The organism is Halomonas sp. LC1 (genome assembly GCF_030247125.1).
In the GTDB taxonomy this organism is placed as follows: Bacteria; Pseudomonadota; Gammaproteobacteria; order Pseudomonadales; family Halomonadaceae; genus Vreelandella.
Genome location: NZ_JASSPG010000001.1, coordinates 129,018 through 152,684, shown reverse-complemented (window position 1 = coordinate 152,684; position 23,667 = coordinate 129,018). Strand labels below are relative to the sequence as shown.

Here is a 23,667-nt window from a genome sequence, read left to right as displayed (position 1 = left end):
TGGCGGCGAAAAAAACAGTGATTCAACGCAATGGCAGAAAAGGTATCGCTACTGGCCGCGCTTGCGCAGCAGGATATACACCGCCCCGGTGCCGCCATCGATATCGGTGGCGGAGCAGAACGCCAGCACGCCGGGCCACTCCCGTAGCCACGCGTTGGTGTGGCTTTTCAGTACCGGGAAATCAGACGTGGTGCCCCACGCCTTGCCATGCACCACCAGCACACAGCGCAGCCCCTGGGCAGCGGCATCGCGCAAAAAACTCTCCAGCTCCAGCCGCGCCTCTTCCAAAGTGTAACCGTGCAGATCCAACCCCGCCTGCCACGCCGTCTGCCCGCGCTTGAGCTGGCTGAAGGTGCGCCAGGGCAGGTCCGGCACGCTGAACTCTAAATACTCGGAGGGTCGAACCGCCTCCACCCGGCCATCGGACGTGCGCCCGCTGGTTTGCAGCGTACTGCTCTCGACCGCCGCTCGGCGACGCGCTTCGCTGGCATCTGACTGGCGCTTTGGCTTGCCGGGGTCGGCTTGGTTGGTGGCAATACGGCGTACCCCTGCCGCCTGCAGCGCTTGGCGAAAGGCACTGATATCGTCATCGTTGGGCAGGTGTCGCGTCATGGTCGGCTCGAATCAACTAAGTAGTGGTGAAAAAAGGGGCGGTGGATAAAAAACGCTAAGGCGAGACAGTATAGCGAGCTTGGCGCTGCTGTGAACCGGGCGGCGTCAAAGGTACAATCCCCCAACGACCTTTTGACGCCAGGAGCCCTTGTGACCACGCATCTCACCGATGAGTCCTCCCCTTCGACGCTATCGCTGCCGGATTCGGCGCTGGTCAGCGATCTTTTTACACTACGGGACTATTTGCGCTGGGTCTCCAGCGAGTTCTACTTGGCGGGGTTGCACTATGGGCACGGCACGCAGTCACCCTGGGACGAGGCGGTCGCCCTCTGCCTGGGCGCGCTGCATCTTCCTTGGAACGTCGACCCGGCCGTGCTGGATGCGCGGCTGCTGCCCATCGAGCGTGAGCGGATCATTCGCCTCGCCCGCGAGCGCGTTACCACGCGCCGCCCGCTGCCTTACCTGCTGGGGGAAGCCTTCTTCGCAGGCTACCCCTTCAATGTAGACGAGCGCGTGCTGATTCCCCGCTCACCGATTGCCGAGCTGATCGAAGATGGCTTTGCGGCGTGGTTCCCCGAAGAGCCGCCCGCCCGCGTGCTGGATTTGTGCACCGGCTCCGGCTGCATTGGCATTGCCACCGCGCTGGTACTGCCCACCTGCGAAGTGGCGCTGGCGGATATCAGCCAGGATGCCTTGGCCGTAGCGCGGCAGAATATTACCCGCCACGATGTCGGCGACCGTGTACGCGCCGTGGAGTCTGACGTGTTCGACGGCCTGGAAGGCCAGCGCTTCGACCTGATCGTCTCCAATCCGCCCTATGTCGATGAGCGCGACCTGGCCACCATGCCCGCCGAGTTCCGCCACGAGCCGTCGTTGGCGCTGGGCGCGGGCAGCGACGGCCTGGATATCGTGCGGCGTATTCTGCGCGAGGCCCGGTCACACCTAACGGAAGAGGGGTGGCTGATCGTCGAAGTCGGCAACTCTGACCGCCATGTGGAGGCCGCCTTCCCCGAGGTGCCCTTTATCTGGCTTGAATTCGAGCGTGGCGGCCAGGGCGTGTTTGCCCTGAGCGCCGCTGAACTCGACGCCCATGCGGCGTCTTTTGCGTGAGGAATTAACGCCCATGTCTGGCAATACGTTTGGCAAACTGTTTACCGTCACCACCTTTGGCGAAAGCCACGGCCCCGCGTTAGGGGCCATTGTCGATGGCTGCCCTCCGGGCATTGCGATTAGCGAAGAGGATCTGCAGGGCGATTTGGATCGCCGCCGCCCCGGCAGCTCGCGCCACACCACCCAGCGCAAAGAGCCGGATCAGGTGCGTATTCTGTCCGGCGTGTTCGAAGGCAAGACCACCGGCACCTCGATTGGCCTACTAATCGAAAACACCGACCAGCGCTCCAAAGATTACTCCAAGATCAAAGACCAGTTCCGCCCCGCCCACGCGGACTACACCTACCATCACAAGTATGGTCACCGGGACTACCGGGGTGGCGGCCGCTCCAGCGCCCGTGAGACCGCCATGCGCGTGGCGGCAGGTGCCATTGCCAAAAAGGTGCTGGCGGCACAGGGCATTCAAATTCGCGGCTACATGAGCCAGCTCGGCCCGATCAAGATCGACTTCAAAACCTGGGAAGCCGTCGATCAGAACGCCTTCTTCTGCCCCGACCCCGATAAAGTCGCCGAGCTAGAAAGCTACATGGACCAGCTGCGCCGGGACCAAGACTCCGTGGGCGCGGAAATTACCGTGATTGCCGATGGCGTGCCCGTAGGCCTGGGCGAGCCGGTCTTCGACCGTCTGGATGCTGACCTAGCGCACGGTTTGATGAGTATCAATGCGGTAAAAGGGATCGAGATTGGCGCGGGCTTCGGCTGCATTGCCCAGCGCGGCAGCGAACACCGCGATGAGATGACGCCGGATGGCTTTCTTTCCAACCATGCGGGCGGCGTACTGGGCGGTATCTCCAGCGGCCAGCCCATCGTCGCACGCCTAGCGCTGAAGCCGACCTCCAGCATTACCACGCCAGGGCGTTCCATCGATGTGCACGGCGAGCCGGTCGAGGTGATCACCAAAGGGCGTCACGACCCCTGTGTGGGCATTCGGGCAACGCCGATTGCCGAGGCCATGATGGCGATTACGCTGCTCGACCACTGGCTGCGCCACCGGGGCCAAAACGCTGATGTCAGCGTTGATACACCGCGTTTAGGCCAGCAATAACGCCAAGGTACGCTGAGTGGTTCGCTGCTACACTCAAGGAAGACGGTTAAGGAGTGCCCTATGAAAATTAACGTTGAGTTTGACCTGACGCCGGATGAATTTCGGCAGTCGCTGGGGCTGCCCGATGTGGAAGCATTCCAGCAGAGCCTGCTGGACAACATCCAACGGCAGATGGAATCAGGGGTAGAAGGTTACGACCCCATGAGCTTGATGCGTCCTTTCCTGCAGCAACCCATGATGCAGCAAGGACTTTCACAGGGGCTTGCTAACTTTGGCACCTATCAGCAGATGATGCTGGATATGCTGCGTCAGGCCGGTAGTGCCCATAGTGGCGGTGCCAGCCAAGCAGATAGCGAACCCTCGTCGGCGGCCAGTGAGAAGACCACCAAGGCGAAAGCCACGGCGTCGTCGCGCTCTCGGGCCAAAGGGTAGGCGAGCTAGGCGCTATCAAAAGGGGCCCGCAGTGGGAGTCAGTGGCATGTTGCAAAGCAGCATGCCACGTATTACTCTTTTTTGCGGTGCAACAATTTGCGATGTGATGAGCCACTCCAGGCTCATGCCAAGGAACGAGAGACAGGAGCAACCACAATGCAAGATAAAATGATGGACGCCTTTAACGCCCAAACCCGCCAAATGTTCGAGCCGATGCGTAAGATGAACTCGCTGATGCTCAACAACATGGAAAAAATGACCCAATACCAGCTGGAAGCGATGAAACGCTACAGCCAAATGGGCACCGAGCGCATCCGTAGCGCCACAGAGATCAGCGACGCCGAAAGCCTGCGCGATTTCGGTACCAAGCAAGCGGAAATGATGAACGAGCTTTCCCAGCAAATGCAGGAGGACGCGCGGGTGATGAGCGAAATGAGCCTGCAGTTCAAATCCGAAATGGAAAAGCTGTTTAGCGAAGCCGGACAAAAAATGAGCGAACAAGCCAGCGCGGCCGCCAAAGGCGAGCAGCCTGCCAAGGCGTCCAGTCAGTCGTCTCGCAAGAGCTAATCGTTGAAAGAGTCGTGCGGCGCCCATAAGGCGCCGCCTTCTTTTGTCGTGTTCTTTAGTGCGTTGCCAGGGCGGACGCCGCCTAGCAGGTGAGGGGGAAGTGGTATGCAGTCAGGGTGGAAAATGCCGTCTCAACACTATTCGCAAGAAGAGATGGAGGCATGGAAAGAGCAGCTCGACGACATTGGTGAGCAGTACAAAGCGCTCTTGGGAGACTTGCTGACGCGCATGGCGCCCAGCGAAGCCGCCGACTCCGTCTACAGCGATATGCGCGAGAGCTTCGAAGCCGCCGCCCGTTCGCTGATGAGCAACCCGAATCTGCTGTGGCAGACCCAGTCGCGGCTGCTGCAAGACCAGTGGCTGCTATGGCAGCAGGGCGTGCGCGCCATGGCCGGTGAACAGGTGGCTCCGCTGGTGACGCCGCCCAAACATGACCGCCGCTTCAAGGACGACGCCTGGACCACCGACCCCTACTACATGGCGATCATGCAGCAATACCTGCTGTTTTCGCAGATGGTCGACGAGCTGATTAACGACCTCGATGGGTTAGACCCCGTACATAAGCGCAACCTGACGTTCTATGCCCGGCAGTTGGTGAATGCGATGTCACCCACCAACTTCGTCTCCACCAACCCGGAAGTGATGCGCCGCACCCTAGAAACCAAAGGCCAGAATCTCGTCGATGGCCTGACCCGGCTGCGGGAAGACCTCGCCAACTCGGCAGAGGGCATCAACGTGCGCATGACCGACCGCAGCGCCTTTGGCGTGGGCGAGAATATCGCGGTAACGCCTGGCGCCGTGGTGTATGAAAACGAGCTGATTCAGCTCATTCAGTACACGCCGACCACCGAAAAAACGTTCAAAACGCCGTTGTTGATCGTGCCGCCCTGGATCAACAAGTACTACATCCTCGACCTGCGGGAAGATAACTCGCTGGTGAAGTGGATGATCGATCAAGGTCACACGGTCTTTCTGATCTCCTGGCGTAACCCAGGTCCCGAGCAGCGCGACATTACCTGGGCCGACTATATGCAGATGGGCCCGATCAGTGCCATGGAGGCCATCGAGCATGCCTGTGGTGAGAAGTCGGTCAACCTGCTGAGCTACTGCGTGGGCGGCACGCTGACGGCCTCCACCGTGGCCTACCTCACCAGCACCCGCCGTGGCCGCAAGGTGAAGTCGGTCACCTATATGGCCACGCTGCAGGATTTCCGCGATCCGGGTGATATCGGCGTGTTCCTGAACGAGCGCGTGGTGCAGGGTATCGAACAAACCATGCAGATGAAGGGCTATCTGGATGGCCGCTCCATGGCCTATACCTTCAACCTGCTGCGGGAAAACGACCTGTTCTGGTCGTTTTATATCAATAACTACTTGAAGGGCGAGATTCCGGCGGCCTTCGATCTGCTCTACTGGAACACCGACGGCACCAACCTGACGGCCGGTACCCACGCGTGGTACCTGCGCCATATGTACCTTGAAAACCGCTTGGTGGAACCCGGCGGCATCGAGTTGGATGGCGTCAAAATCGACCTGCGCAAAATCTCGGCGCCCAGCTATTTTGTGTCCACCAAAGAGGACCACATCGCCAAGTGGAACAGCACCTACTATGGCGCACTGTTGCCCAAAGGCCCGACGACCTTCGTGCTGGGTGGTTCTGGACACATTGCCGGTATCGTGAACCCGCCCCATAAGAACAAGTATGGCTACTGGACCAACGACACGCTGCCCGAAACTCACGACGCCTGGCAGGAAGGCGCGACCTTTAACGAAGGCTCTTGGTGGCCCCACTGGCAAGCGTGGGTGACGGAGAACGGCTATGCGGATGCCGACCCGAAAAAGATGGTGCCCGCCCGCCAGCCGGGGGAGGGGGAGTTAAAAGTGATCGAACCCGCACCGGGCCGCTACGTGCGCATGACCATTCCGGAAGTGTTAGGAGAAATCCCCAGCAGTACTTAGCCGGCGCGTTTTAACGAAGCCGCCTAAAACACGAAGCCCCCGGCCACGAACGTGGCTGGGGGCTTTTGTATGGCCGCTGGGCTACGGGCATTAGCGCCGACGCACGAACCCCGGCAGCAGCAGTAATCCCGCCAGCAACCAAACGGGCAGGCTGCCCAGTCGGGTGAACGGCGTGAGCCCCTCCATGGCGTAAAACTCGCCGGTGAGGTAGGTGGTCTCGAACTGCGGCGCGCGGTCCACCACGTTGCCACGCGGGTCGATGATCGCGGTAATACCGTTGCTGGTGGCACGTACCACGTAGCGGCCGTTCTCCAAGGCGCGCAGGCGCGCCATTTGCAGGTGCTGGTGCGGGCCAATGGAGGCCCCGAACCACGTATCGTTAGAAACGGTCACGATCACGCCGCTGTCTGCCGCCCGTTGGGCAACAAGTTCAGGGTAGATGATCTCGTAGCAAATGGCGTTACCGATAGCGACACCGGCCGCTTGCATGGGCGTTTGATCCGCAGCGCCCTTGGTAAAGCTGGACATGGGCAAGTCGAAGAAGTTGATTGCGCCGCGCAGCAGGCTCTCCAGCGGCAGGTACTCACCAAACGGCACCAAGTGCTCTTTTTGGTAGCTGCCTTCCACGTTGCCAACGCCAATCACGCTGTTGAAGTAGCGGTCGTCCTCATCCAACTGCACGATGCCCGTCAGCAGCGCGGTGTCGACGGGCAGGTTGGCCTGCACTCGTTCCAGCACGGGCCGCGCCTGGCTATCGATCATGGGCAGAGCGGTTTCCGGCCACAAGATCAGATCTGCCTCGTCTGCGACGTCGCGAGTCAACTCGCTGTAGGTATTGGCGGCGGTGCGCTGGCCTTCGGGGGTCCACTTGAGCAGCTGCGGCAAATTCCCCTGTAGCAGCGCCACGCGAGTCGGTTCGCTGACCGGTGTCGTCCACTGGTGGGGTAGCGCAAGCGGGGCTAGCCAAATGGCTGCCAGCGGAAGCGCGGCCCACCACTGGCGGCGCAGCACTTCCACCCCCAGCGTGCCGGTAAGCACCACCAGCAGCGAGAGTAAGTACACGCCCCCAACGGGTGCCCAGCTAGCCAGCGGGGAGTCCACGTAGCTAGAGCCCACCAGCAGCCAGGGGAAGCCGGTAAACAAGTACGTGCGCAGCACTTCGCCCAGCACCCACGCGCCTGCGAAGGTAAGCAGCGCCCAGCGGGGGCCGATAAAGCGCCGGTAGAGCCAGAACGTGCCCGCGAAGAACAGCGCCAGTACGCCCACAAACAGCGCGGTTAAAAAGACCGCGAGCGGCACACCGGTATAGCCGTAGTCGTGAATCGAGACGTAAACCCATGAGGTGCCGCTGGCAAACAGCGCCACGCCATACAGCCAGCCTTTTAGCGCTGCCTGGCGCGGGGTAAGCGTGTGTAGGCCCACGTACAACAGACCCATGGCCACCGGGCCTAGCCACCAGAGTTCGAAAGGGGAAGCAGTCAGCGTGGTGAAGCCGCCCGCCACCAGGGCGGCGAGCAGCTGTAGCGTCAACGTGGGTGTGAACCCCATGGCGATATCCTATCTAGGGTGGTAGAGGCAGTGAGAGAACGACCGCCTAGTCGTCCTGTGGTTCGTCGTCAGCGGCGTTGCTGTCGCGATAGGCTTCGAGCAGGCGAATGCGGCGGTTATCGGCGTTCAGAATGACGAACCGCCAGCCGCCCAGCGTCGTGTGTTCGCCGCGACCGGGTAGGTGACCAAACTGCTGCATCACCAGCCCGCCCACCGTATCGAATTCGTCATCGGAGAATTCGGTGCCGAAGCGTTCGTTGAAGTCTTCGATGGGCGTGAGGGCGCGAATGGCGAAGTGGCCGTTCTCCAGCGTGCGGATGTCGTCCTCTTCATCGGTGTCGTGCTCGTCTTCGATATCCCCGACGATCTGCTCGAGAATATCTTCGATGGTGATGATACCCGCCGTGCCGCCGTACTCGTCCACCACGATCGCCATGTGGTTATGGGTTTCGCGGAACTCTTTGAGCAGGGTATTGAGGCGCTTGGATTCGGGAATGAACATCGCCGGACGCAGCACGTCTTCCAGTTTGAACGCGTCGCGGCTCTCTTGCGATTGCGACAGCAGCGGCAGCAGGTCTTTGACCAGCAGAATGCCTTTTACGTCGTCCAGGTTCTCGCCCACCACCGGGTAGCGGGAGTGGCCGGTCTCTTGGATCAACGGCAGGTAGTCGTCCCGCGTTTGGTCGAGGGTAATGGCCGACACCTGAGAGCGTGGGATCAAGATTTCACGCACCTGCTGATCGCTGATATCGAGCGCCCCCTCAATAATCATGATGGCGTCTTGATCCAGCTTCAGTTTCCCTGCGGTGTGGCGTAAAAACGTCATCAGCTCATCCCGCGAGCTGGGTTCGTCGTTGTCTCCGGAAAGGGCGCCAAAGAGTTTCTCGAGCCATGATTTTTGATTGGGGTTGCTCGATCGGTCTTCGCTCATTGCGTCAAATCTCTCAGTTACGAAAAAAGGTGTTACCAGGATGATCGTACGTACACGCCATCGTTTTATCACTGAGTGGCCGTTGACACCACTCTAAACGTTCGCTTGATTTAGGGGGGCGGCTTACGCGTGATAAGGATCAGGAATATCGAGAGTCGCCAACAGCTCGCGCTCTAGCTGCTCCATCTCCTCGGCTTCCTGGTCGTCGATATGATCGTAGCCCATTAAGTGCAGCGTGCCGTGTACGACCATATGCGCATAGTGGTGGGCCAGCGGTTTCTGCTGTTCGTCGGCTTCGCGGGCGACCACGGCGTGGCAAATGATCAGATCGCCCAGCAGCGGCAGGGTGATGCCGGGTGGGTTCTCGAACGGAAACGAGAGCACGTTGGTGGGCTTGTCTTTACCGCGATAGTCGCGATTCAGCGCCTGGCTCTCCTCTTCGTCCACGAAACGGATGGTCAGCTCTTGGCGTTCGTCATCCGGATGGCGAGAAAAGACACAGCTCACCCAATGGGTGAGCTGTTCGAGCGACGGCAGCCGCGGCTCGTCGATGGCCGCCTGCCGGTCGATCACGATATCGCTCATCGGTCGTTCTCTCCCGAGCGGTCGCTATAGCTGCTGCGTTCCATGGCCTGCATACGCGCTTCGCGCTCCTGCTGGCGAGCTTCACGCCGGGCGCGCTCGGCCACTTCCTGCTGAGACTCGAACTCGTCGTAGGCTTCGATGATGCGCTGCACCAGCGGGTGACGCACCACGTCCTTCGCGGCAAAGTGGGTCACGCCGATGCCGGGGGTGTCTTTGAGGACGTCCAGCACCTGCGACAGCCCTGAGCGCTGCCCGCGGGGCAGGTCGACCTGGGTAATATCGCCGGTGATCACGGCGGTGGAACCAAAGCCGATCCGTGTCAGGAACATTTTCATCTGCTCCGGCGTGGTGTTCTGGCTCTCATCCAGGATGATGTACGAGTTGTTCAGCGTACGGCCACGCATGTAGGCCAGCGGGGCAATCTCGATCACCTGACGCTCGATCAGTTTCGCCACCTGCTCGAAGCCGATCATTTCGTACAGCGCGTCATACAGCGGGCGCAGGTACGGGTCGATTTTTTGCGCCAAGTCGCCCGGCAGGAAGCCCAGTTTCTCACCGGCTTCCACCGCTGGGCGTACCAGCAGAATGCGGCGCACCTCTTGCTGGTTGAGCGCTTCCACGGCAGCCGCCACGGCAAGGTACGTTTTACCGGTGCCCGCTGGCCCGATGCCGAAGTTGATGTCGTGTTCGCGGATGCTCTGCACGTAGCGCTGCTGGTTCAGGCCGCGCGGTTTGATCATGGTGCGCGGTGTGCGCATGATCACTTCATCGCTACCGCCTTCGCCATCCTCTTCCTCCTCCAGCGCTTCCAGGCCGGATTCTTGCAGGAACAGGTGCACGGTATCCGCCGAGAGTTCATCGGCGGCGGTTTCACGGTAGAGGTGTTCCAGCACGTTGGCGGCCGCTTTGATACGGTTCGCGGCACCGGCCAGCTGAAAAACGTTGCCACGGTTGCGCAACGTCACGTCCAGGCGGCTCTCAATCAGCTTTAGATGCTCGTCCTGTTGGCCGCAGAGACTTGCGAGACGCTGCGGGTCATTGGGTTCAAGGCTTAGGGTGATAATGCGATTGGCCTGAGGTGATGGCTGGCTCAAGAGTAAGAAACCCGTTAGTTGATGTGTGTGAGTCTCAGCTTACTGCCCCGGCGGGGCCGGGGCAATTACCTAGGATACGCGAGCGATCAATAACGCTCGCCAGAGGCAAGCTCGCCACGCAGCGAGTTGGGTAGCGCTTCGGTGATCTCGACATCGACGAAATAGCCGATCAGCTCGGTCGGGTTGGCCGCGCGGAAGTTCACTACGCGGTTGTTTTCGGTGCGCCCAGAGAGCTGACCGGGGTCTTTCGGTGAAAACCCGGTCACTAGAATGCGCTGCGTGGTACCCACCATACGGCGACTGATTTGCGCCGCCTGCTGCAGAATGCGCTCCTGCAGGATGGCGAGGCGCTGCTTCTTCACGCTTTCCGGCGTGTCGTCGGCCAAGCCAGACGCCGGGGTGCCGGGGCGCGCCGAGTAAACGAAGCTGAACGAGTGGTCGAAGCCGATGCGATGAATCAGATCCATCGTCGCTTCGAAATCTTCTTCCGTTTCACCGGGGAAGCCGATGATGAAGTCGGAGGAGAAGCTGATATCTGGACGGTTCGCGCGGATACGCTCCATCTTCTCGATGTACTCTTCTGCCGTGTGCCCGCGCTTCATGGCGCTAAGGATGCGATCAGAGCCTGATTGCACCGGCAGGTGCAGGTGGCTGACCAGCTCCGGTATCTCGGCAAAGGCGTCCACGAGGCTGTCGGTGAACTCCACCGGATGCGAGGTTGTGAAGCGAATACGGTCAATGCCATCGACGGCGGCTACGCAGGCAATCAGCTCGGCCAGGTCGATCTCGTCGCCGTCGTCGTTCTCGCCACGGTAGGCGTTCACGTTCTGGCCCAGCAGGTTGATCTCCCGCACGCCCTGGTCGGCCAGGTGGATGACTTCATCCATCACCGCCTCGAAGGGGCGCGAGACCTCTTCGCCACGGGTGTAGGGCACCACGCAGAACGTACAATACTTAGAGCAGCCTTCCATGACCGAGACGAAGGCCGTCGCGCCATCGGACTTGGGCTGGGGCAAGTGGTCAAACTTCTCGATTTCCGGAAAGGTGACGTCCACCGCCGCAATTTGGTTGTTGTTGCGGGCGTCGAGCATTTTCGGCACGCGGTGCAGCGTTTGCGGGCCAAAAATCATGTCCACGTAAGGGGCGCGTTTGCGCAGCGCCTCACCCTCCTGGCTGGCCACGCAGCCACCCACACCAATTACCAGATCGGGATTGGCGTCTTTCAGCTTTTTCCAGCGGCCTAGCTGGTGGTACACCTTATCCTGCGCCTTTTCACGAATGGAGCAGGTGTTGAGAAGGATGACATCCGCCTCCTTCTCGTTATCGGTGAGCTCCAGCTGGTGAGATTCGCCGAGTAGGTCCGCCATACGCGAGGAGTCGTACTCGTTCATTTGGCAGCCGTGCGTTTTGATGAAGAGCTTCTTCGCCATCGGTACCTGTCATCTATGGGTCGTCAAAGGGGACGAGGGATGAATGAAATAACGGTGAGACAGCGGCAGCGCTGCCGTCGAATGGCTGCATTATACGGACACAGCAAACCAGGGGCTAGCATTCCCCCATAATCGATACTTGACCCGCGCGATTCAATCAGTATACTACGCACCGTGTTTGAGCAGTTCCTCGATAGCTCAGTTGGTAGAGCAAATGACTGTTAATCATTGGGTCGCAGGTTCGAGTCCTGCTCGAGGAGCCAAAACACTTGTCAGCACAATTGCTTAGAACATTTTAAGTGAATACTGATAAGTGATAGGCTCTGCTTCAAACGCAACAGCAAATGATGTTCCTCGATAGCTCAGTTGGTAGAGCAAATGACTGTTAATCATTGGGTCGCAGGTTCGAGTCCTGCTCGAGGAGCCAAGCTGCTGTTCTGCTAAAGATCTTTCTGTTGTTCCCCGATAGCTCAGTTGGTAGAGCAAATGACTGTTAATCATTGGGTCGCAGGTTCGAGTCCTGCTCGGGGAGCCATCTAGCTTACCATCTTTCCTATCTAAATGAGTGCCCGCCCGCTGCCAACTGGCATTTTGGGTGTTTTTTTGTGCGTGGCTGTTTGTGGCGAGTCATTTCTTAACGCTTGTCCACGCTTCGCGTAAACTAGTTGCTTCAATTTATAGCGTGGGAAGGTGTCGTGGGGAAAGCGGCTAGCCTGCAGGCGCTGCAGGTCTTTAAGTGTTTGAGCGATGAAACGCGGCTGATGCTGGTGCTGTTGATTGCCCAGGAGCAGTCGCTGTGCGTGTGTGAGATGACCTACGCGCTGGAGGAGTCTCAGCCCAAGGTGTCGCGCCATTTGGCGCAGCTGCGCCAGTGCGGCCTGCTGATGGATCAGCGGGAAGGGCAGTGGGTTTACTACCGTTTAGCGCCGCAGCTGCCTGCCTGGGCGCAGTCGATTATTGATTCAGGTGCGCAGGGGAGTGCAGTGCAGCTTGAGGCGCTGACGCAGCGTTTGGCGCGTATGGGGGATCGTCCGGCGCGGCGTGCTGCCCTCTGCTAGTAGCGTTTCGGTACCAGCAAGCGTCCACAAAAAACGCCAGCCCTCGGGCTGGCGTTGTTGTTGCTAGCGCAGAGTAAGCGTGGGTTAACGCTTGGCCATGCGCTGGCTCTCTTGCAGGTGAACGTAGTCGAGCAGCACTTCAGCGGCTTCGAGCACGTGGGCGCGGTCCACGGGCATCTCTTCGTCGTCGCTGTCGTTCTCAGCTTCGGCATCTTCCGTGGCGGCGGTGCCGTCGCTACGTGCATCCATCCACTCTTCCAGTTCCGGCAGGCCCAGCGCACGGCGGCGCTGGTTTTCCAGCGAGAGCTGTTCGGCTTCTTGGGCTTCTAGCTCGCGTTGGCGCTGCTCGCGGTTCAGGCTGACGCTGGTGTGCTGTTCACGCAGCTGGCGAGCCAGCGTGGACTGACGCTCCAGGTAGCGGAAGTTGGGGTTCTCTTTGGCGCGCTCTTCATGGCGAGCAATCAGCGCGGGCAACACGCGTTCCGGCTCGCCGTAACGACGGTACTGCACGTTTTGCACGTTGTCCCACGCCAGGGCGTTATCCAGGCTGCTTTCGCCAATGCGCTCGGGGTCGATCAGGCTAGGGAAAGTGATGTCCGGTTCGACACCGCGATTCTGGGTGCTGTCACCTGAAATGCGGTAGAACTTGGCGCGGGTCAGTTTGATCTCGCCGTGGCTCAGCTCGTTCAGGGTTTGAACGGTACCTTTACCAAAGGTCGAGGCGCCCACCACGATGCCGCGGCCATAGTCTTGAATGGCACCGGCGAAGATTTCCGAGGCAGAGGCCGAGAGGCGGTTCACCAGCACGGTCAGCGGGCCGTCGTACACGGTGCCTGCTTCGGTGTCGCCGTAGAGCTGAATGCGGCCCTGGGCGTCGCGTACCTGCACGGTGGGGCCACGATCAATGAACAGGCCGATCAGCGAGTTGGCCTCTTGCAGTGCGCCGCCGCCGTTATTGCGCAGGTCGAGCACGATACCTTCTACGCCCGCTTGTTTGAGGTTCTCGATTTCGCGGGCCACGTCGCGGGTGGTGCTGCGATACTCTTCTTCACCGGCTTGCCAGGCGTCGAAATCGACGTAGAAGGTGGGTACGTTGATCACGCCGATGCGATGTGGCTCGCCGTCGCGCATCACTTCGATCACTTCGCTGTCAGCCGCCTGATCTTCCAGACTGACCGTGTCGCGGGTGATCTCGACGATTTGCGAGCGGGTCATGTCTACGGCTTGGGCAGGCACTACGTCCAGGCGAACCACGGAGCCTTTGGGGCCGCGAATCAGATCGACGACGTTATCCAGGCGCATGCCGACGACGTTGACCATCTCGCCCTCTTCCTGGCCGACGGCGATGATGCGGTCGGCCGGTTCCAGCACGCCTGCGCGCTCAGCGGGGCCGCCGGGCACGAGGCTGGAGACTTTGACGTATTCACCGTCCGCTTGCAGCAGCGCGCCAATGCCTTCCAGCGAGAGGCTCATCTGAATATCGAAGGATTCGCCTTGACGCGGGGAGAGGTAGCCGGTGTGCGGGTCGATGGTGCCGGAGATGGCGGCCATCAGCAGGCCAAACACATCTTCGGATTCCGCTTGGCGTAACCGCGAGAGCTGACCTTCGTAGCGCTGGCGCAGGTTGTCTTCGATCTGATCCGCGTCCTGGTCGGTAAGAGCGAGGGTCAGGGCGTCGTTTTTCAACCGTTTGCGCCATAGCTCGTCCAGCTCGCTGTCGCGGGTGGCCCAGGGAGCGTCTTCACGATCCACTTCCAGGCGCTCGTCGCTGTTGAACTCTAGCGATAATCCTTCGTCCAATTCGGCGAGCAGCCACTCCAAGCGGGCGGTGTGACGCTCGCTCAGGCGGTTGTAGAGGGCGAAAGCGTCGTCCAGGTCGCCATCGAACAGCACGTCGGCCATGTCGTTCTCAAGGTGGCGATAGGGTTCGATGTCTCGGTTCAGTAGGTAGGCGCGCTGACCATCCAGAATATCCAGATAGCGTTGGAAAGCTTCCTGCGACCACTGCTCGTTGAAAGTAATATCAGCATAGTGGCCGTAGCGGAGTGAATCCGCAATTTCCACTGCCGCTTGGCGTTGTTCGTCGGTCGGCGCGAGTTGCGCCAGCGCTGCCGGGCTGGTGATCACCAGCATCACGGCAAGGGCGACCGAGCGCGAAAGCGTTGCAAACAAGCTCATCAGTCAAGCTCTCCCGGATTTGTGTACACTCATTCTTCCCTAGACCCGCAGTTAGCCTATGAGTTGCGTAGGCCGAGGGAGCATTGTAGCAGGTCATTTCCCCTGTGAGACTCAATCATTACTGTTATGAGGAATTCCATGTCCGAGGCTTTCAACGCGGAACGTTTAACGCGGCTGTGCGATTTTTTGCAGCAGTCGCCTACGCCATGGCATGCCACCCAGAGCATGACTGAGCGTTTGGAGCAGGCGGGCTTCACGCGCCTGGAAGAGACCGCGAACTGGCAGCTTGCGCCAGGAAAGCGCTACTACGTGACGCGTAACGATTCGTCGGTGATCGCGTTTCAGTTACCCGTTGGCAAACTGACTAGCCTGCGTATGATGGGCGCTCACACCGATAGCCCAGGGCTGCGCCTGAAGCCCAACGCGACCCAGTACTCGGCCGGCTGGCTGCAGTTGGGCGTGCAGGTATATGGCGGCGTGCTGCTAGCCCCCTGGTTCGACCGCGATTTGGGTTTGGCGGGGCGTGTACACGTGCGCCATGCCGATGGCCGTTTGGAAAGCGTGCTGCTGAACGTAGACCGCCCCATCGCGATGATTCCGAGCCTCGCGATCCACATGGACCGCGACGTGAACGGCGGGCGCTCGATCAATCCGCAAACGCAAATGGCACCGGTGCTGATGCAGAGCGATACCGCCAAATTGCACGAGCTACTGGGACAGTGGCTGGAAGAGCAGCACGGCCTGCGTACGGTCGAGGTGGTGGATTTCGAGCTGGGCTTTTACGACGTTCAGCCGCCGTCACTGGTTGGGCTGCGCAAAGAGCTGCTGGCCAGCGCACGGCTGGATAACCTGCTGTCTTGCTTCGTTGCCCTAGAGGCGCTGCTGGAGTGCGATGGCAGCCAAGGAGCGCTGCTGGTGGCGAACGACCATGAAGAGGTGGGTAGTGCCAGCGCCTGCGGCGCACAGGGGCCGTTCCTGGGCGATGTGCTAAAGCGCTTGAACGCCCAGGTCGGTGGCGGCAGTGAGGAGTCGCTGATTCAGCTGATCCAGTCGTCGCTGATGATCTCCTGCGATAATGCCCACGCGCTGCACCCGAACTTCCGCGACAAGCACGATGAACGCCACGGCCCGGCCATCAACGGTGGGCCGGTGATCAAGGTGAACGCGAGCCAGCGCTACGCCACCAATAGCGTCACCGGCGCGCTGTTCCGGGATGTGTGCCGCGAAGCGGATGTGCCGGTGCAGTCATTCGTCACCCGGGCAGATATGGGCTGCGGCAGCACGATTGGGCCGATTACCGCTACGGAAGTGGGCGTGCCGACCATCGACGTAGGATTGCCCCAGTGGGCGATGCACTCGATTCGTGAAACGTCCGGCACGCGAGATGTGGATTACCTGACGCGGGCGCTGACGGTGTTCCTGAATCGCCCAACGCTCTCCTGATTCAGCCGCCCGGTTAGAAACGAAAAAGGCCCGCTGACTGAGTCAGCGGGCCTTGCTATTGCTAGCGTAATTCGGTGTTGGTGGCTACGCCCTGATTTGAACAGGGGACCCCATCATTATGAGTGATGTGCTCTAACCAGCTGAGCTACGTAGCCGTTCAACGGGGGCGAATATTACTCAGGGAGACGCCGCCCGTCAAGCATTTATTTCTTTTCTCGCTTATACGTTGAAGCGGAAGTGGATCACGTCGCCATCTTTGACGATGTACTCTTTGCCTTCCAAGCGCCATTTGCCGTTGTCTTTGGCGCCTTGCTCACCGCCCAGCGCGACGTAATCGTCATAGGCGATGACTTCGGCGCGAATGAAGCCCTTCTGGAAATCGGTGTGAATCACACCGGCGGCTTCCGGCGCGCTGGCGCCCTGTTTCACGGTCCAGGCGCGGACTTCTTTCACACCGGCGGTGAAGTAGGTTTGCAGGCCCAGCAAGGCGTAGCCCGCACGAATCACGCGGTCAAGTCCTGGCTCTTCCATGCCCATTTCGGCCAGGAACATGCTGCGCTCTTCGTCTTCGAGCTCGGCAATTTCGGCTTCTAGCTGGTTGCACACCGGCACGACGACCGCGCCTTCTTCGGCGGCGATCTCTTTGACGATGTCCAGGTAGGGGTTGTTCTCGAAACCATCTTCATTGACGTTGGCAATGTACATGGTGGGCTTGAGGGTCAAGAAGCCGAAGCTTTTCACCTGGCGCTTCTCGTCCTCGTCTAGCCCAAAGCTGCGCAGCGGCTGGCCTTCGGCCAGATGTGGTTGGATCTTGTCCAGCACGGCTTTGGTGGCAATGGCGTCTTTGTCGCCACCTTTCACCACGCGCACCAGGCGCTGGCTGGCTTTCTCGACGGTGTCCAAGTCGGCCAGGGCGAGTTCCAGGTTGATGGTCTCGATATCGGCGCGGGGGTCGACCTGGTTGGCGACGTGGATGACGTTGTCGTTATCGAAACAGCGCACCACGTGAGCAATCGCTTGGGTTTCACGAATGTTGGCCAAGAACTTGTTGCCCAGGCCTTCCCCCTTGGAGGCGCCCGCTACGAGGCCCGCGATGTCCACGAACTCCATGGTGGTGGGCAGCACTTTTTCGGGCTTAACGATGGCCGCCAGCTTGTCCAGTCGCGGGTCGGGCATCGGTACGATACCGACGTTGGGTTCGATGGTGCAGAACGGAAAGTTCTCCGCATCAATGCCAGACTTGGTCAACGCATTGAAGAGCGTGGATTTGCCTACGTTGGGTAGGCCGACGATACCGCAGTTAAAGCCCATAAAATAACTTCCTGACCGCTAGGGCGGCGCAACCGTTCGTGCGTCTGCCCGGTGTGAAAAGAGTGCGTTCGTAACGCGTGGTAATAGAGTCCGACAGCGTGCTGCTATTTTACGCTATGTAGGCGGTTCATGGCTTTAGCCCAGTCGCCGGAAAGCGCGAGCGGCAGCGTGGCCAGGCACTCGTCCAGCGAGCGCTCGATGGCTTCTTGCTCGGCCTTGCCGGGGCGGCCCAGCACGTAATTGACCACCTGCTTCGCCTCGCCGGGATGGCCAATGCCAATGCGCACGCGGTGAAACTGGTTCTGGTTGCCCAGGGCGCTGATGATATCGCGCAGCCCGTTGTGGCCGCCGTGCCCGCCGCCGGTTTTGTAGCGTGACTGCCCCGGGGGAAGGTCGAGCTCGTCGTGCGCGACCAGCAGATTCTCCGGGGATAGTTTGAAAAATTGGGTAAGCGCTGCGACCGCCGCACCGCTACGGTTCATGAACGTGGTGGGGTTGAGCAAGTGCAGCTCATGGTCACCCACACGGGCTTTGGCGTAGAGCCCTAAAAACTTTTTCTCAGGACGCAGTTCGGTGTGGGCGCTGCGTGCAATGGCGTCGACTAGCCAAAAGCCCGCGTTGTGTCGGGTGGCGTCGTATTCAGCGCCTGGGTTGCCCAGTCCTATAATGGCCGTTACCTGGCTCATTTTCCCACCTCCAACGGTTCTGGAAGATATGACGACGTGTGACGGAGCTGCCTCCGCAGGCGGCTGCCTGAGGCTATCGAGCCCCATGCCGCAAAAAAAAATCAAGCGCCGAAGCGCTTGATTTTAACATCCTTGGGCCATGCGAGCATGGCCCAGGTAGCGCTGGTCAGCGTGGGCTGGCAGCACCTTTAGCAAGGCTTACTCGGCGCTGCCTTCTGCGTCGCCTTCACCTTCGCCTTCTTCTTCGTCATCGCCACGTACTTTCACTTTGGTGATGCTCAGAATGGCGTTGTCGTGCTCTTCACCGTGGGCCAGGTCAACAGACGTGACGCCGGCCGGCAGGGTCAGGTCAGACAGGTGCAGGGTAGTGCCCAGCTCGACCTTGCTGATGTCCACTTCCAGGAAGTCCGGGAGGTCTTTCGGCAAGCAGCTGATGGCGATTTCGTTCGCCAGCACGTGCAGTTCGCCGCCCTGGTCTTTGATGCCGACACACTTCTCTTCGTTCACCACGTGCAGCGGCACGTTCATGGTGATTTCGTGAGTGGCGTCAACACGCAGGAAGTCAGCGTGGGTCAGCAGCGGCTTGAACGGGTGACGCTGCAGGTCACGAACAACCACTTGCTCTTCTTTACCGTCGATCACCAGCTTGATGACAGAGGAGAAGAAGGACTCGTCTTCGATCGCCTTGTAGAACGCAGTTTTTTCTACGGAGATCGACTGAGCGCCTTTCTCGCCGCCGTATACAACGGCCGGTACTTGTTGGTTCGCACGACGCAGGCGGCGGCTCGCACCTTTCCCCAGGTCGTTACGAACGCTGGCTTGCAGGATAAAATCAGACATGGAATTTGCCTCTTGGTTTAAGTAAGGAAACGCCGCCGCCCGCGACCAGACGACGACGTTTCCAGGGCCCCAAGTGGGGGCTCATAACGTCAGGCGTTAGTGAAACATCGCGCTGACGGATTCCTCGTTGCTGACGCGGCGAATGGCTTCCGCAATCAGGCCAGCAACGCTCAACTGACGAATTTTTCCGCTGCGACGCGCGTGGTCGGCGAGCGGAATGGTGTCGGTCACGACAACCTCGTCCAGTACAGAGTTGGTGATGTTGTCGACCGCGGGGCCGGACAAAATCGGATGCGTGGCGTACGCAACAACGCGCGCAGCGCCGTGGTCTTTCAGAGCTTCACCGGCTTTACACAGCGTGCCGGCGGTGTCGATCATGTCATCGACGACCACGCAGGTGCGGCCTTCGATTTCACCGATGATGTGCATCACCTGGGCTTGGTTCGCCTGAGGGCGACGCTTGTCGATGATGGCCAGATCGGCGTTGAGCTGCTTGGCGATGGCGCGGGCACGCACAACGCCACCAACATCGGGGGAAACAACCACGAGATCGTCGTAGTTTTGACGCTCGATGTCGTCCAGCAGGATCGGTGAGCCGTACACGTTATCAACCGGTACGTCGAAGAAACCTTGGATTTGGTCAGCGTGCAGGTCCATGGTCATGACGCGGTCAACGCCTGCTTTCACCATCATGTCCGCCACGACTTTGGCAGAGATGGGAACACGGGCGGAGCGTACACGACGGTCCTGGCGGGCATAACCAAAATAGGGAACCACTGCCGTAATACGGGTCGCTGAGGCGCGACGCAGAGCGTCGACCATCAGGATCAGTTCCATCAGGTTGTCGTTCGTCGGGGCACAGGTGGATTGCAGGATGAACACATCCTTACCACGCACGTTCTCATTGATCTCGACCGCGATTTCGCCGTCGCTAAATTGACCAACCGTTGCGTTACCCATACGGCTGTCTAAGCTCTCGGCAATCTTTTGAGCGAGTTCGGGATTGGCATTCCCGGTGAAAACCATCAATTTTGACACGCGCAGCCACCTTTGCAGTGTTGGGGATCAGGGGAGAAAACGCAGATCAACATTAGAATTGGCTGGGGTACCAGGATTCGAACCTGGGAATGCCGATACCAAAAACCGGTGCCTTACCACTTGGCGATACCCCAGCAATAACCTAATGCGATGACCGGGCGCTTTCAGCAGCCCAGAGCATCTTGTAGGGGAGAGGTGTTAAGTCCGCGCGCGACCCATGCTTGCCAGCGCTGATTAGCCTGTTCAACCACCGTTTGCGCAGCTTCTTTGGAATCGAATGCTGCAAACAAACAGGCGCCTGTGCCTGTCAGCCGACTAGGTGCATGCTGCGCGAGCCAGTCAAGCGCTTCCGCAATATGCGGGTAGCGTTTTTTGACGGTAGCTTCGCAGTCATTACGCCACTCGGCCACTCCCCCCTGCAGTGCGCGCGCCATAGTAATGGGGAGGCTGTCGCGTGTCAATTCCGAGTCTTGGAAGATGGCCGGGGTGGAAACGCTAATGCCGGGGTGAATGACCGCGAACCACGGAGTGTCGAGGGTCACGGGCGTCAGCTTTTCGCCGATGCCTTCCGCCCAGGCGCTGCGGCCATGGACGAAAACCGGCACGTCGGCACCCAAGACTAGCCCCAGCTCTGCCAGGGAGGTATCGCTAAGCCCCAGCTGCCAGAGCTGGTTGAGTCCTTTGAGCACGGTGGCCGCGTTGGAGCTGCCCCCACCCAGACCGCCGCCCATGGGCAGGTGCTTCTCGATGGTGATCGACGCACCTAGGTGGGTGCCGCTGGCCTGCTGCAATAACGTGGCTGCCCGAACGATCAGGTTGTCATCGTGGGCGACGCCTGCCATTGGCGTCATGAGTTCGATGACGCCATCGTGGCGTAGTGTCATGCTCAGGTAGTCGCACAGGTCGATGAGTTGAAACAGCGTCTGCAGTTCATGGTAGCCGTCTGGGCGACGCCCTACGATATGCAGCATACGGTTCAGCTTGGCGGGAGCAGGTAGGGTAAGGGTGTGGGGTATTGCGGACATGCCGTCTCTCTACTGCTAAACGTATGAAAAAGGGCTGGCGCTGGGCCAGCCCGAGGAGCCTATTCCGTCGCCTGCCACTGGTTGACGACCAGCGTAATGCGCACATCGCCGTAATTCATTACCAAGCGGCGCGGCAGCCACATGCCTTCGGCCTGCTCCCAGTCGCGGTAATCGATGTCCCAGCCGTCCTGCTGCAAGAAGCTGGGGAAACCCAGCTCGTCGGTTTCGAGCTGGTAGCTGGCGTGGTCGCCGGGCAGGCCGCGCACCCAGTCGGGCATGGCGCGCACCGGTAACGACCAGCCAAGCTGCTCTTCCATCAAAGCTTCGGGTGTTTCGGCTTCGAAACGGCCTTCGCTGGTGGTCAGTGAGAAACGTCCTTCACGGCCTTCCAGAACGCTGCGGCCGCCACCGAAGGGGCCGCTGATCAGCATGCGGAAGTAGTAGGGCGTTTGGTTCCAGTCCAGGTTGGCGCTGGTGTTCTCCTGGGGCGTGCGCAGACCCGCTTTACCGACCAGCGTCCAGCTATCGAACGCTTCCACCTCGGCCTGCTGGCGCTCCCACTGTCCGGCTTGACGGCCACTCTCATCGACGGGCGCTTGGCTGGCACACCCCGCCAGTGCGGCCATGGCCAGCGCAGCTACCCATAGGCGCGCAGAGCGGTAGCGTGGCGAGGTCGGTGTGCTGTGTAAAAAAGAGATCAACATAACTGGCTCCATGTCCGTGCTGTCGGTAAAGAGGAGACGCGGGCGGCGGTGACGCGCGCCCACAAAACGTATGCCTTAGGGCGTGCGCGAGGGGGTAAGTTCAGGATAGCGCTCGAGTAGGTCGTCGATTTGCGGATGATACGTCGCGCGCTGAAGAATGCGCTCGATGAGTTGCCGCGCTTCGTCGCTACGGCCCAGCGAGTGCAGCACCTCAGCCAAGTGGGCGGCAATTTCTTGGTCGGGCATCTGAGCGTAGGCGCTTTCCAACCATGCCAGCGCGTCGTCGGGCTGACCGAGGCGGAAGTACACCCACCCCATGCTGTCGAGCACCGCCGGGTTATCCGGGTCAGCTTCGTAGGCACGCTCGATGAGGTCGCGGGCCTCTTCCAGCCTGCTGGGGAGGTTGAGGTCAGCGAGGGTGTAGCCCAGCGCGTTCAGCGCATCGGCGTTGTTGGGCTCGGTGCGCAGAATTTGCCGTAAGTCCCGCTCCATGCCTGCCAAGTCACCCATCTCCCAGGCGCGCATGGCGCGTAGGTAGAGCAGGCTGGTGTCATCCGGCGTGCGGGTGATTTCGCGATCCAGCAGCGCCGTGGCGTCCTCTTGCAGTGAGAGTTCGTCCAATAGCTGCACTTCTAAACGGACCAAGTCGCCGAAATAGGCGTCGTGGCGCATACGCTCGATGCGCAAGAACGCACGGGCGTCCAGCAGGCGGTCGTCTTCAATCAGCATGTTGGCGGCAGCGGCCCGGGCGGGCAGGAACTCTTCGCCCTCGTGTACCTGGCGGTAGTAAAGAAGGGCGTTATCCACTTCACCCTGCGACTGCGCAATCGCGCCCATCAGAAAGTAGGCGACGTTGGGGATGTTCTCTTGACCGATCAGCGGTTGCAGTAACCGGTAGGCAGGCTCGCTGTGGCCCTCTTCTAAGTAGAGCTGCGCCAACGCGATACGCAAATCCTGGTTGCCGCCGTGGCTATCGAGCAGCGCGTTGGTTTGCACTTCGGCGGCAGCAATGTTGTTGAGGCGAATTTCCGCCTGCGCCAACATCAGGATGAAGCGCACGTCGTCAGGGGCTAGGCTCAAGCCCTGTTGGGCAGCTTGCTGGGCGCCACGGTGGTCGCCGGTTTCCAGCGCTAAGCGGGCTTTCGCCAGCCACAGGGCGGCGGACTCGGGCTCTTGCTGCTCTACTTCATCTAAATAGCGCTGGGCCGTTTGCGTTTCGCCTAAGGCGGCTTCGATCAGTGCCGTGCCGAGCAGTACGTCGCTATGAAACTCGCGTTCAGATATTCCGGGCTGGGCCAGATAGCTGCGTAGCTGCTGTGCCAGTAGCCGCAGCGGTGCCTCTTCGGCCACCGCAATTTCGGCGAAGGTGGCAATCTCGCCGTTGCCATCTGCTTCAGCAATGGCGAGCCGCTGCTCGAGGCTGTCGAGCCAGTCGCCCCGCTGCAGCGACAGCGATGCCAGCAGGCGATTGGGCGTTTCTGCGCGGGGGTCGAGTTCCCGCCAGCGCAGCGCCGAGGCTTCCATTAGCGCAGCGTCGTTGCCAAACCGAGCGGCGAAGGTAGCGCGTTCGGCAAGCCTCGGTGAGGGATAGCGCTGCGCGGCGTCGAGATAGCCTTGCCCCGCATAGCGATAGTCGCCGCGCTGCCCGGCCAGCTCCGCTGCCAGCAGGGTGCTCAACCCAGCGGCATCTAACCCGCGCGTGACGGGTGGCGCCGAGGCCATGGGGTCTTCGACGCGAGCGTGCTCGTCGTCACCCAACAGCGCAGGCGAGAGCTGGCAGCCGCTCAGTAGCAGCGTGGCGGCCAGGGGAAACAGTGGAAAACCCGAAAACGAAAGGGGAATACCCAGAAGTGTTGCGCGATGGGGCATGCGTATCTCGATCAAGTGGCCGAGTGTTCAGCATAGCGGCTTGGCTGCCTGCGGCAAAGTGGTGTGCGCCAGAAGATGCTCGGCTGTGATAGAATGATCCACCTTGAAAAAGAGCCGAGTCAGCGCAATTCACTCAATAGGC

General features: G+C 60.2%; 21 protein-coding genes and 5 tRNA genes. 10 read left to right on the top strand and 16 right to left on the bottom strand.

Features of this window, described 5'->3' with window-relative positions; genetic code table 11:
- Nucleotides 1-48 precede the first annotated feature (48 nt).
- Entirely contained in the window at nt 49-612 is a 564-nt protein-coding gene (locus tag QIT27_RS00705; protein ID WP_159341636.1) for a Smr/MutS family protein, read from the bottom strand.
- 150 nt (nt 613-762) lie between these two features.
- Here QIT27_RS00705 and prmB point away from each other — a divergent pair, with 150 nt between their 5' ends.
- The 5 genes from prmB (at nt 763) to phaC (ending at nt 5,785) form a co-directional block, all read left to right on the top strand.
- Nucleotides 763-1,722 (top strand): 50S ribosomal protein L3 N(5)-glutamine methyltransferase, encoded by a 960-nt coding sequence (prmB, locus tag QIT27_RS00700; RefSeq protein ID WP_285262593.1) that lies wholly within the window; start codon nt 763-765, stop codon nt 1,720-1,722.
- A 13-nt stretch (nt 1,723-1,735) separates the two neighbouring features.
- Entirely contained in the window at nt 1,736-2,827 is a 1,092-nt protein-coding gene (gene aroC / locus QIT27_RS00695) for a chorismate synthase (protein WP_285262592.1), read from the top strand.
- A gap of 60 nt (nt 2,828-2,887) precedes the next feature.
- Nucleotides 2,888-3,259: a hypothetical protein gene (locus QIT27_RS00690; protein ID WP_159341639.1), complete on the top strand. Its 372-nt coding sequence runs from the start codon at nt 2,888-2,890 to the stop codon at nt 3,257-3,259.
- A gap of 156 nt (nt 3,260-3,415) precedes the next feature.
- Complete coding sequence (locus QIT27_RS00685; RefSeq protein ID WP_159341640.1) at nt 3,416-3,826, top strand: phasin family protein; 411 nt, start codon at nt 3,416-3,418, stop codon at nt 3,824-3,826.
- Nucleotides 3,827-3,931: 105 nt separating this feature from the next.
- A complete protein-coding gene (gene phaC / locus QIT27_RS00680) occupies nt 3,932-5,785 on the top strand; it encodes a class I poly(R)-hydroxyalkanoic acid synthase (RefSeq protein ID WP_285262591.1) in 1,854 nt (617 codons plus the stop codon).
- 90 nt (nt 5,786-5,875) lie between these two features.
- Here phaC and lnt read toward each other — a convergent pair whose 3' ends face one another.
- The 5 genes from lnt to miaB all read right to left on the bottom strand — a co-directional run bounded on the left by lnt (nt 5,876) and on the right by miaB (nt 11,373).
- The gene (gene lnt / locus QIT27_RS00675; RefSeq protein ID WP_285262590.1) at nt 5,876-7,333 is read right to left on the bottom strand and encodes an apolipoprotein N-acyltransferase; all 1,458 of its coding nucleotides are present in this window, start codon (nt 7,331-7,333) and stop codon (nt 5,876-5,878) included.
- 46 nt (nt 7,334-7,379) lie between these two features.
- On the bottom strand, nt 7,380-8,264 hold the full coding sequence (locus QIT27_RS00670; protein WP_159341643.1) for a CorC family transporter: 885 nt from the start codon (nt 8,262-8,264) through the stop codon (nt 7,380-7,382).
- Between the two features lie 123 nt (nt 8,265-8,387).
- A complete protein-coding gene (ybeY, locus tag QIT27_RS00665) occupies nt 8,388-8,849 on the bottom strand; it encodes an rRNA maturation RNase YbeY (protein ID WP_159341644.1) in 462 nt (153 codons plus the stop codon).
- A complete protein-coding gene (locus QIT27_RS00660) occupies nt 8,846-9,943 on the bottom strand; it encodes a PhoH family protein (protein WP_285262589.1) in 1,098 nt (365 codons plus the stop codon). Before QIT27_RS00660 ends, ybeY begins: the two co-directional genes overlap by 4 nt.
- A gap of 86 nt (nt 9,944-10,029) precedes the next feature.
- Complete coding sequence (gene miaB / locus QIT27_RS00655; protein ID WP_159341646.1) at nt 10,030-11,373, bottom strand: tRNA (N6-isopentenyl adenosine(37)-C2)-methylthiotransferase MiaB; 1,344 nt, start codon at nt 11,371-11,373, stop codon at nt 10,030-10,032.
- Between the two features lie 187 nt (nt 11,374-11,560).
- On the opposite strand from miaB, the gene QIT27_RS00650 reads away from it, so the two are divergent.
- The 4 genes from QIT27_RS00650 (at nt 11,561) to QIT27_RS00635 (ending at nt 12,431) form a co-directional block, all read left to right on the top strand.
- Nucleotides 11,561-11,636: transfer RNA gene (locus tag QIT27_RS00650), tRNA-Asn, on the top strand.
- Nucleotides 11,637-11,724: 88 nt separating this feature from the next.
- A tRNA-Asn gene (locus QIT27_RS00645) sits at nt 11,725-11,800 on the top strand.
- Nucleotides 11,801-11,832: 32 nt separating this feature from the next.
- Nucleotides 11,833-11,908, top strand: a tRNA-Asn gene (locus tag QIT27_RS00640).
- Between the two features lie 160 nt (nt 11,909-12,068).
- Nucleotides 12,069-12,431: a metalloregulator ArsR/SmtB family transcription factor gene (locus QIT27_RS00635; protein WP_159341647.1), complete on the top strand. Its 363-nt coding sequence runs from the start codon at nt 12,069-12,071 to the stop codon at nt 12,429-12,431.
- 84 nt (nt 12,432-12,515) lie between these two features.
- Here the strand turns inward: QIT27_RS00635 and QIT27_RS00630 are convergent, their stop codons facing one another.
- Nucleotides 12,516-14,609 (bottom strand): carboxy terminal-processing peptidase, encoded by a 2,094-nt coding sequence (locus tag QIT27_RS00630; RefSeq protein WP_285262588.1) that lies wholly within the window; start codon nt 14,607-14,609, stop codon nt 12,516-12,518.
- Between the two features lie 138 nt (nt 14,610-14,747).
- Here QIT27_RS00630 and QIT27_RS00625 point away from each other — a divergent pair, with 138 nt between their 5' ends.
- Nucleotides 14,748-16,052, top strand: coding sequence for a M18 family aminopeptidase (locus tag QIT27_RS00625; protein WP_285262587.1), 1,305 nt, complete (start codon nt 14,748-14,750; stop codon nt 16,050-16,052).
- 78 nt (nt 16,053-16,130) lie between these two features.
- Here QIT27_RS00625 and QIT27_RS00620 read toward each other — a convergent pair.
- The 9 genes from QIT27_RS00620 to QIT27_RS00580 all read right to left on the bottom strand — a co-directional run bounded on the left by QIT27_RS00620 (nt 16,131) and on the right by QIT27_RS00580 (nt 23,525).
- Nucleotides 16,131-16,207, bottom strand: a tRNA-Met gene (locus QIT27_RS00620).
- A 64-nt stretch (nt 16,208-16,271) separates the two neighbouring features.
- On the bottom strand, nt 16,272-17,363 hold the full coding sequence (ychF, locus tag QIT27_RS00615; RefSeq protein WP_159341650.1) for a redox-regulated ATPase YchF: 1,092 nt from the start codon (nt 17,361-17,363) through the stop codon (nt 16,272-16,274).
- A 104-nt stretch (nt 17,364-17,467) separates the two neighbouring features.
- On the bottom strand, nt 17,468-18,049 hold the full coding sequence (gene pth, locus QIT27_RS00610) for an aminoacyl-tRNA hydrolase (RefSeq protein ID WP_285262586.1): 582 nt from the start codon (nt 18,047-18,049) through the stop codon (nt 17,468-17,470).
- Nucleotides 18,050-18,247: 198 nt separating this feature from the next.
- On the bottom strand, nt 18,248-18,889 hold the full coding sequence (locus QIT27_RS00605; RefSeq protein ID WP_159341652.1) for a 50S ribosomal protein L25/general stress protein Ctc: 642 nt from the start codon (nt 18,887-18,889) through the stop codon (nt 18,248-18,250).
- A 96-nt stretch (nt 18,890-18,985) separates the two neighbouring features.
- Nucleotides 18,986-19,927 carry a ribose-phosphate pyrophosphokinase gene (locus QIT27_RS00600; protein WP_026001771.1) on the bottom strand — a complete coding sequence of 314 codons (942 nt, stop codon included), beginning with the start codon at nt 19,925-19,927 and terminating at the stop codon, nt 18,986-18,988.
- Nucleotides 19,928-19,986: 59 nt separating this feature from the next.
- Nucleotides 19,987-20,061 (bottom strand) — tRNA-Gln (locus QIT27_RS00595).
- 30 nt (nt 20,062-20,091) lie between these two features.
- Nucleotides 20,092-20,952: a 4-(cytidine 5'-diphospho)-2-C-methyl-D-erythritol kinase gene (gene ispE, locus QIT27_RS00590; protein ID WP_285262585.1), complete on the bottom strand. Its 861-nt coding sequence runs from the start codon at nt 20,950-20,952 to the stop codon at nt 20,092-20,094.
- Nucleotides 20,953-21,011: 59 nt separating this feature from the next.
- Nucleotides 21,012-21,656, bottom strand: a complete 645-nt coding sequence (gene lolB, locus QIT27_RS00585) for a lipoprotein insertase outer membrane protein LolB (RefSeq protein WP_159341654.1) — start codon at nt 21,654-21,656, stop codon at nt 21,012-21,014.
- A gap of 75 nt (nt 21,657-21,731) precedes the next feature.
- A complete protein-coding gene (locus QIT27_RS00580; protein WP_285262584.1) occupies nt 21,732-23,525 on the bottom strand; it encodes a tetratricopeptide repeat protein in 1,794 nt (597 codons plus the stop codon).
- Nucleotides 23,526-23,667: the final 142 nt, after the last annotated feature.

Bases quoted from the DNA above. Each gene is read 5' to 3' on its own strand.
- QIT27_RS00705 (WP_159341636.1), bottom strand. From the start codon at position 612: ATGACGCGACACCTGCCCAACGATGACGATATCAGTGCCTTTCGCCAA.
- aroC (WP_285262592.1), top strand. From the start codon at position 1,736: ATGTCTGGCAATACGTTTGGCAAACTGTTTACCGTCACCACCTTTGGC.
- QIT27_RS00690 (WP_159341639.1), top strand. From the start codon at position 2,888: ATGAAAATTAACGTTGAGTTTGACCTGACGCCGGATGAATTTCGGCAG.
- QIT27_RS00685 (WP_159341640.1), top strand. From the start codon at position 3,416: ATGCAAGATAAAATGATGGACGCCTTTAACGCCCAAACCCGCCAAATG.
- phaC (WP_285262591.1), top strand. From the start codon at position 3,932: ATGCAGTCAGGGTGGAAAATGCCGTCTCAACACTATTCGCAAGAAGAG.
- lnt (WP_285262590.1), bottom strand. From the start codon at position 7,333: ATGGGGTTCACACCCACGTTGACGCTACAGCTGCTCGCCGCCCTGGTG.
- QIT27_RS00670 (WP_159341643.1), bottom strand. From the start codon at position 8,264: ATGAGCGAAGACCGATCGAGCAACCCCAATCAAAAATCATGGCTCGAG.
- ybeY (WP_159341644.1), bottom strand. From the start codon at position 8,849: ATGAGCGATATCGTGATCGACCGGCAGGCGGCCATCGACGAGCCGCGG.
- miaB (WP_159341646.1), bottom strand. From the start codon at position 11,373: ATGGCGAAGAAGCTCTTCATCAAAACGCACGGCTGCCAAATGAACGAG.
- QIT27_RS00630 (WP_285262588.1), bottom strand. From the start codon at position 14,609: ATGAGCTTGTTTGCAACGCTTTCGCGCTCGGTCGCCCTTGCCGTGATG.
- QIT27_RS00625 (WP_285262587.1), top strand. From the start codon at position 14,748: ATGTCCGAGGCTTTCAACGCGGAACGTTTAACGCGGCTGTGCGATTTT.
- ychF (WP_159341650.1), bottom strand. From the start codon at position 17,363: ATGGGCTTTAACTGCGGTATCGTCGGCCTACCCAACGTAGGCAAATCC.
- pth (WP_285262586.1), bottom strand. From the start codon at position 18,049: ATGAGCCAGGTAACGGCCATTATAGGACTGGGCAACCCAGGCGCTGAA.
- QIT27_RS00605 (WP_159341652.1), bottom strand. From the start codon at position 18,889: ATGTCTGATTTTATCCTGCAAGCCAGCGTTCGTAACGACCTGGGGAAA.
- ispE (WP_285262585.1), bottom strand. From the start codon at position 20,952: ATGTCCGCAATACCCCACACCCTTACCCTACCTGCTCCCGCCAAGCTG.
- lolB (WP_159341654.1), bottom strand. From the start codon at position 21,656: ATGTTGATCTCTTTTTTACACAGCACACCGACCTCGCCACGCTACCGC.
- QIT27_RS00580 (WP_285262584.1), bottom strand. From the start codon at position 23,525: ATGCCCCATCGCGCAACACTTCTGGGTATTCCCCTTTCGTTTTCGGGT.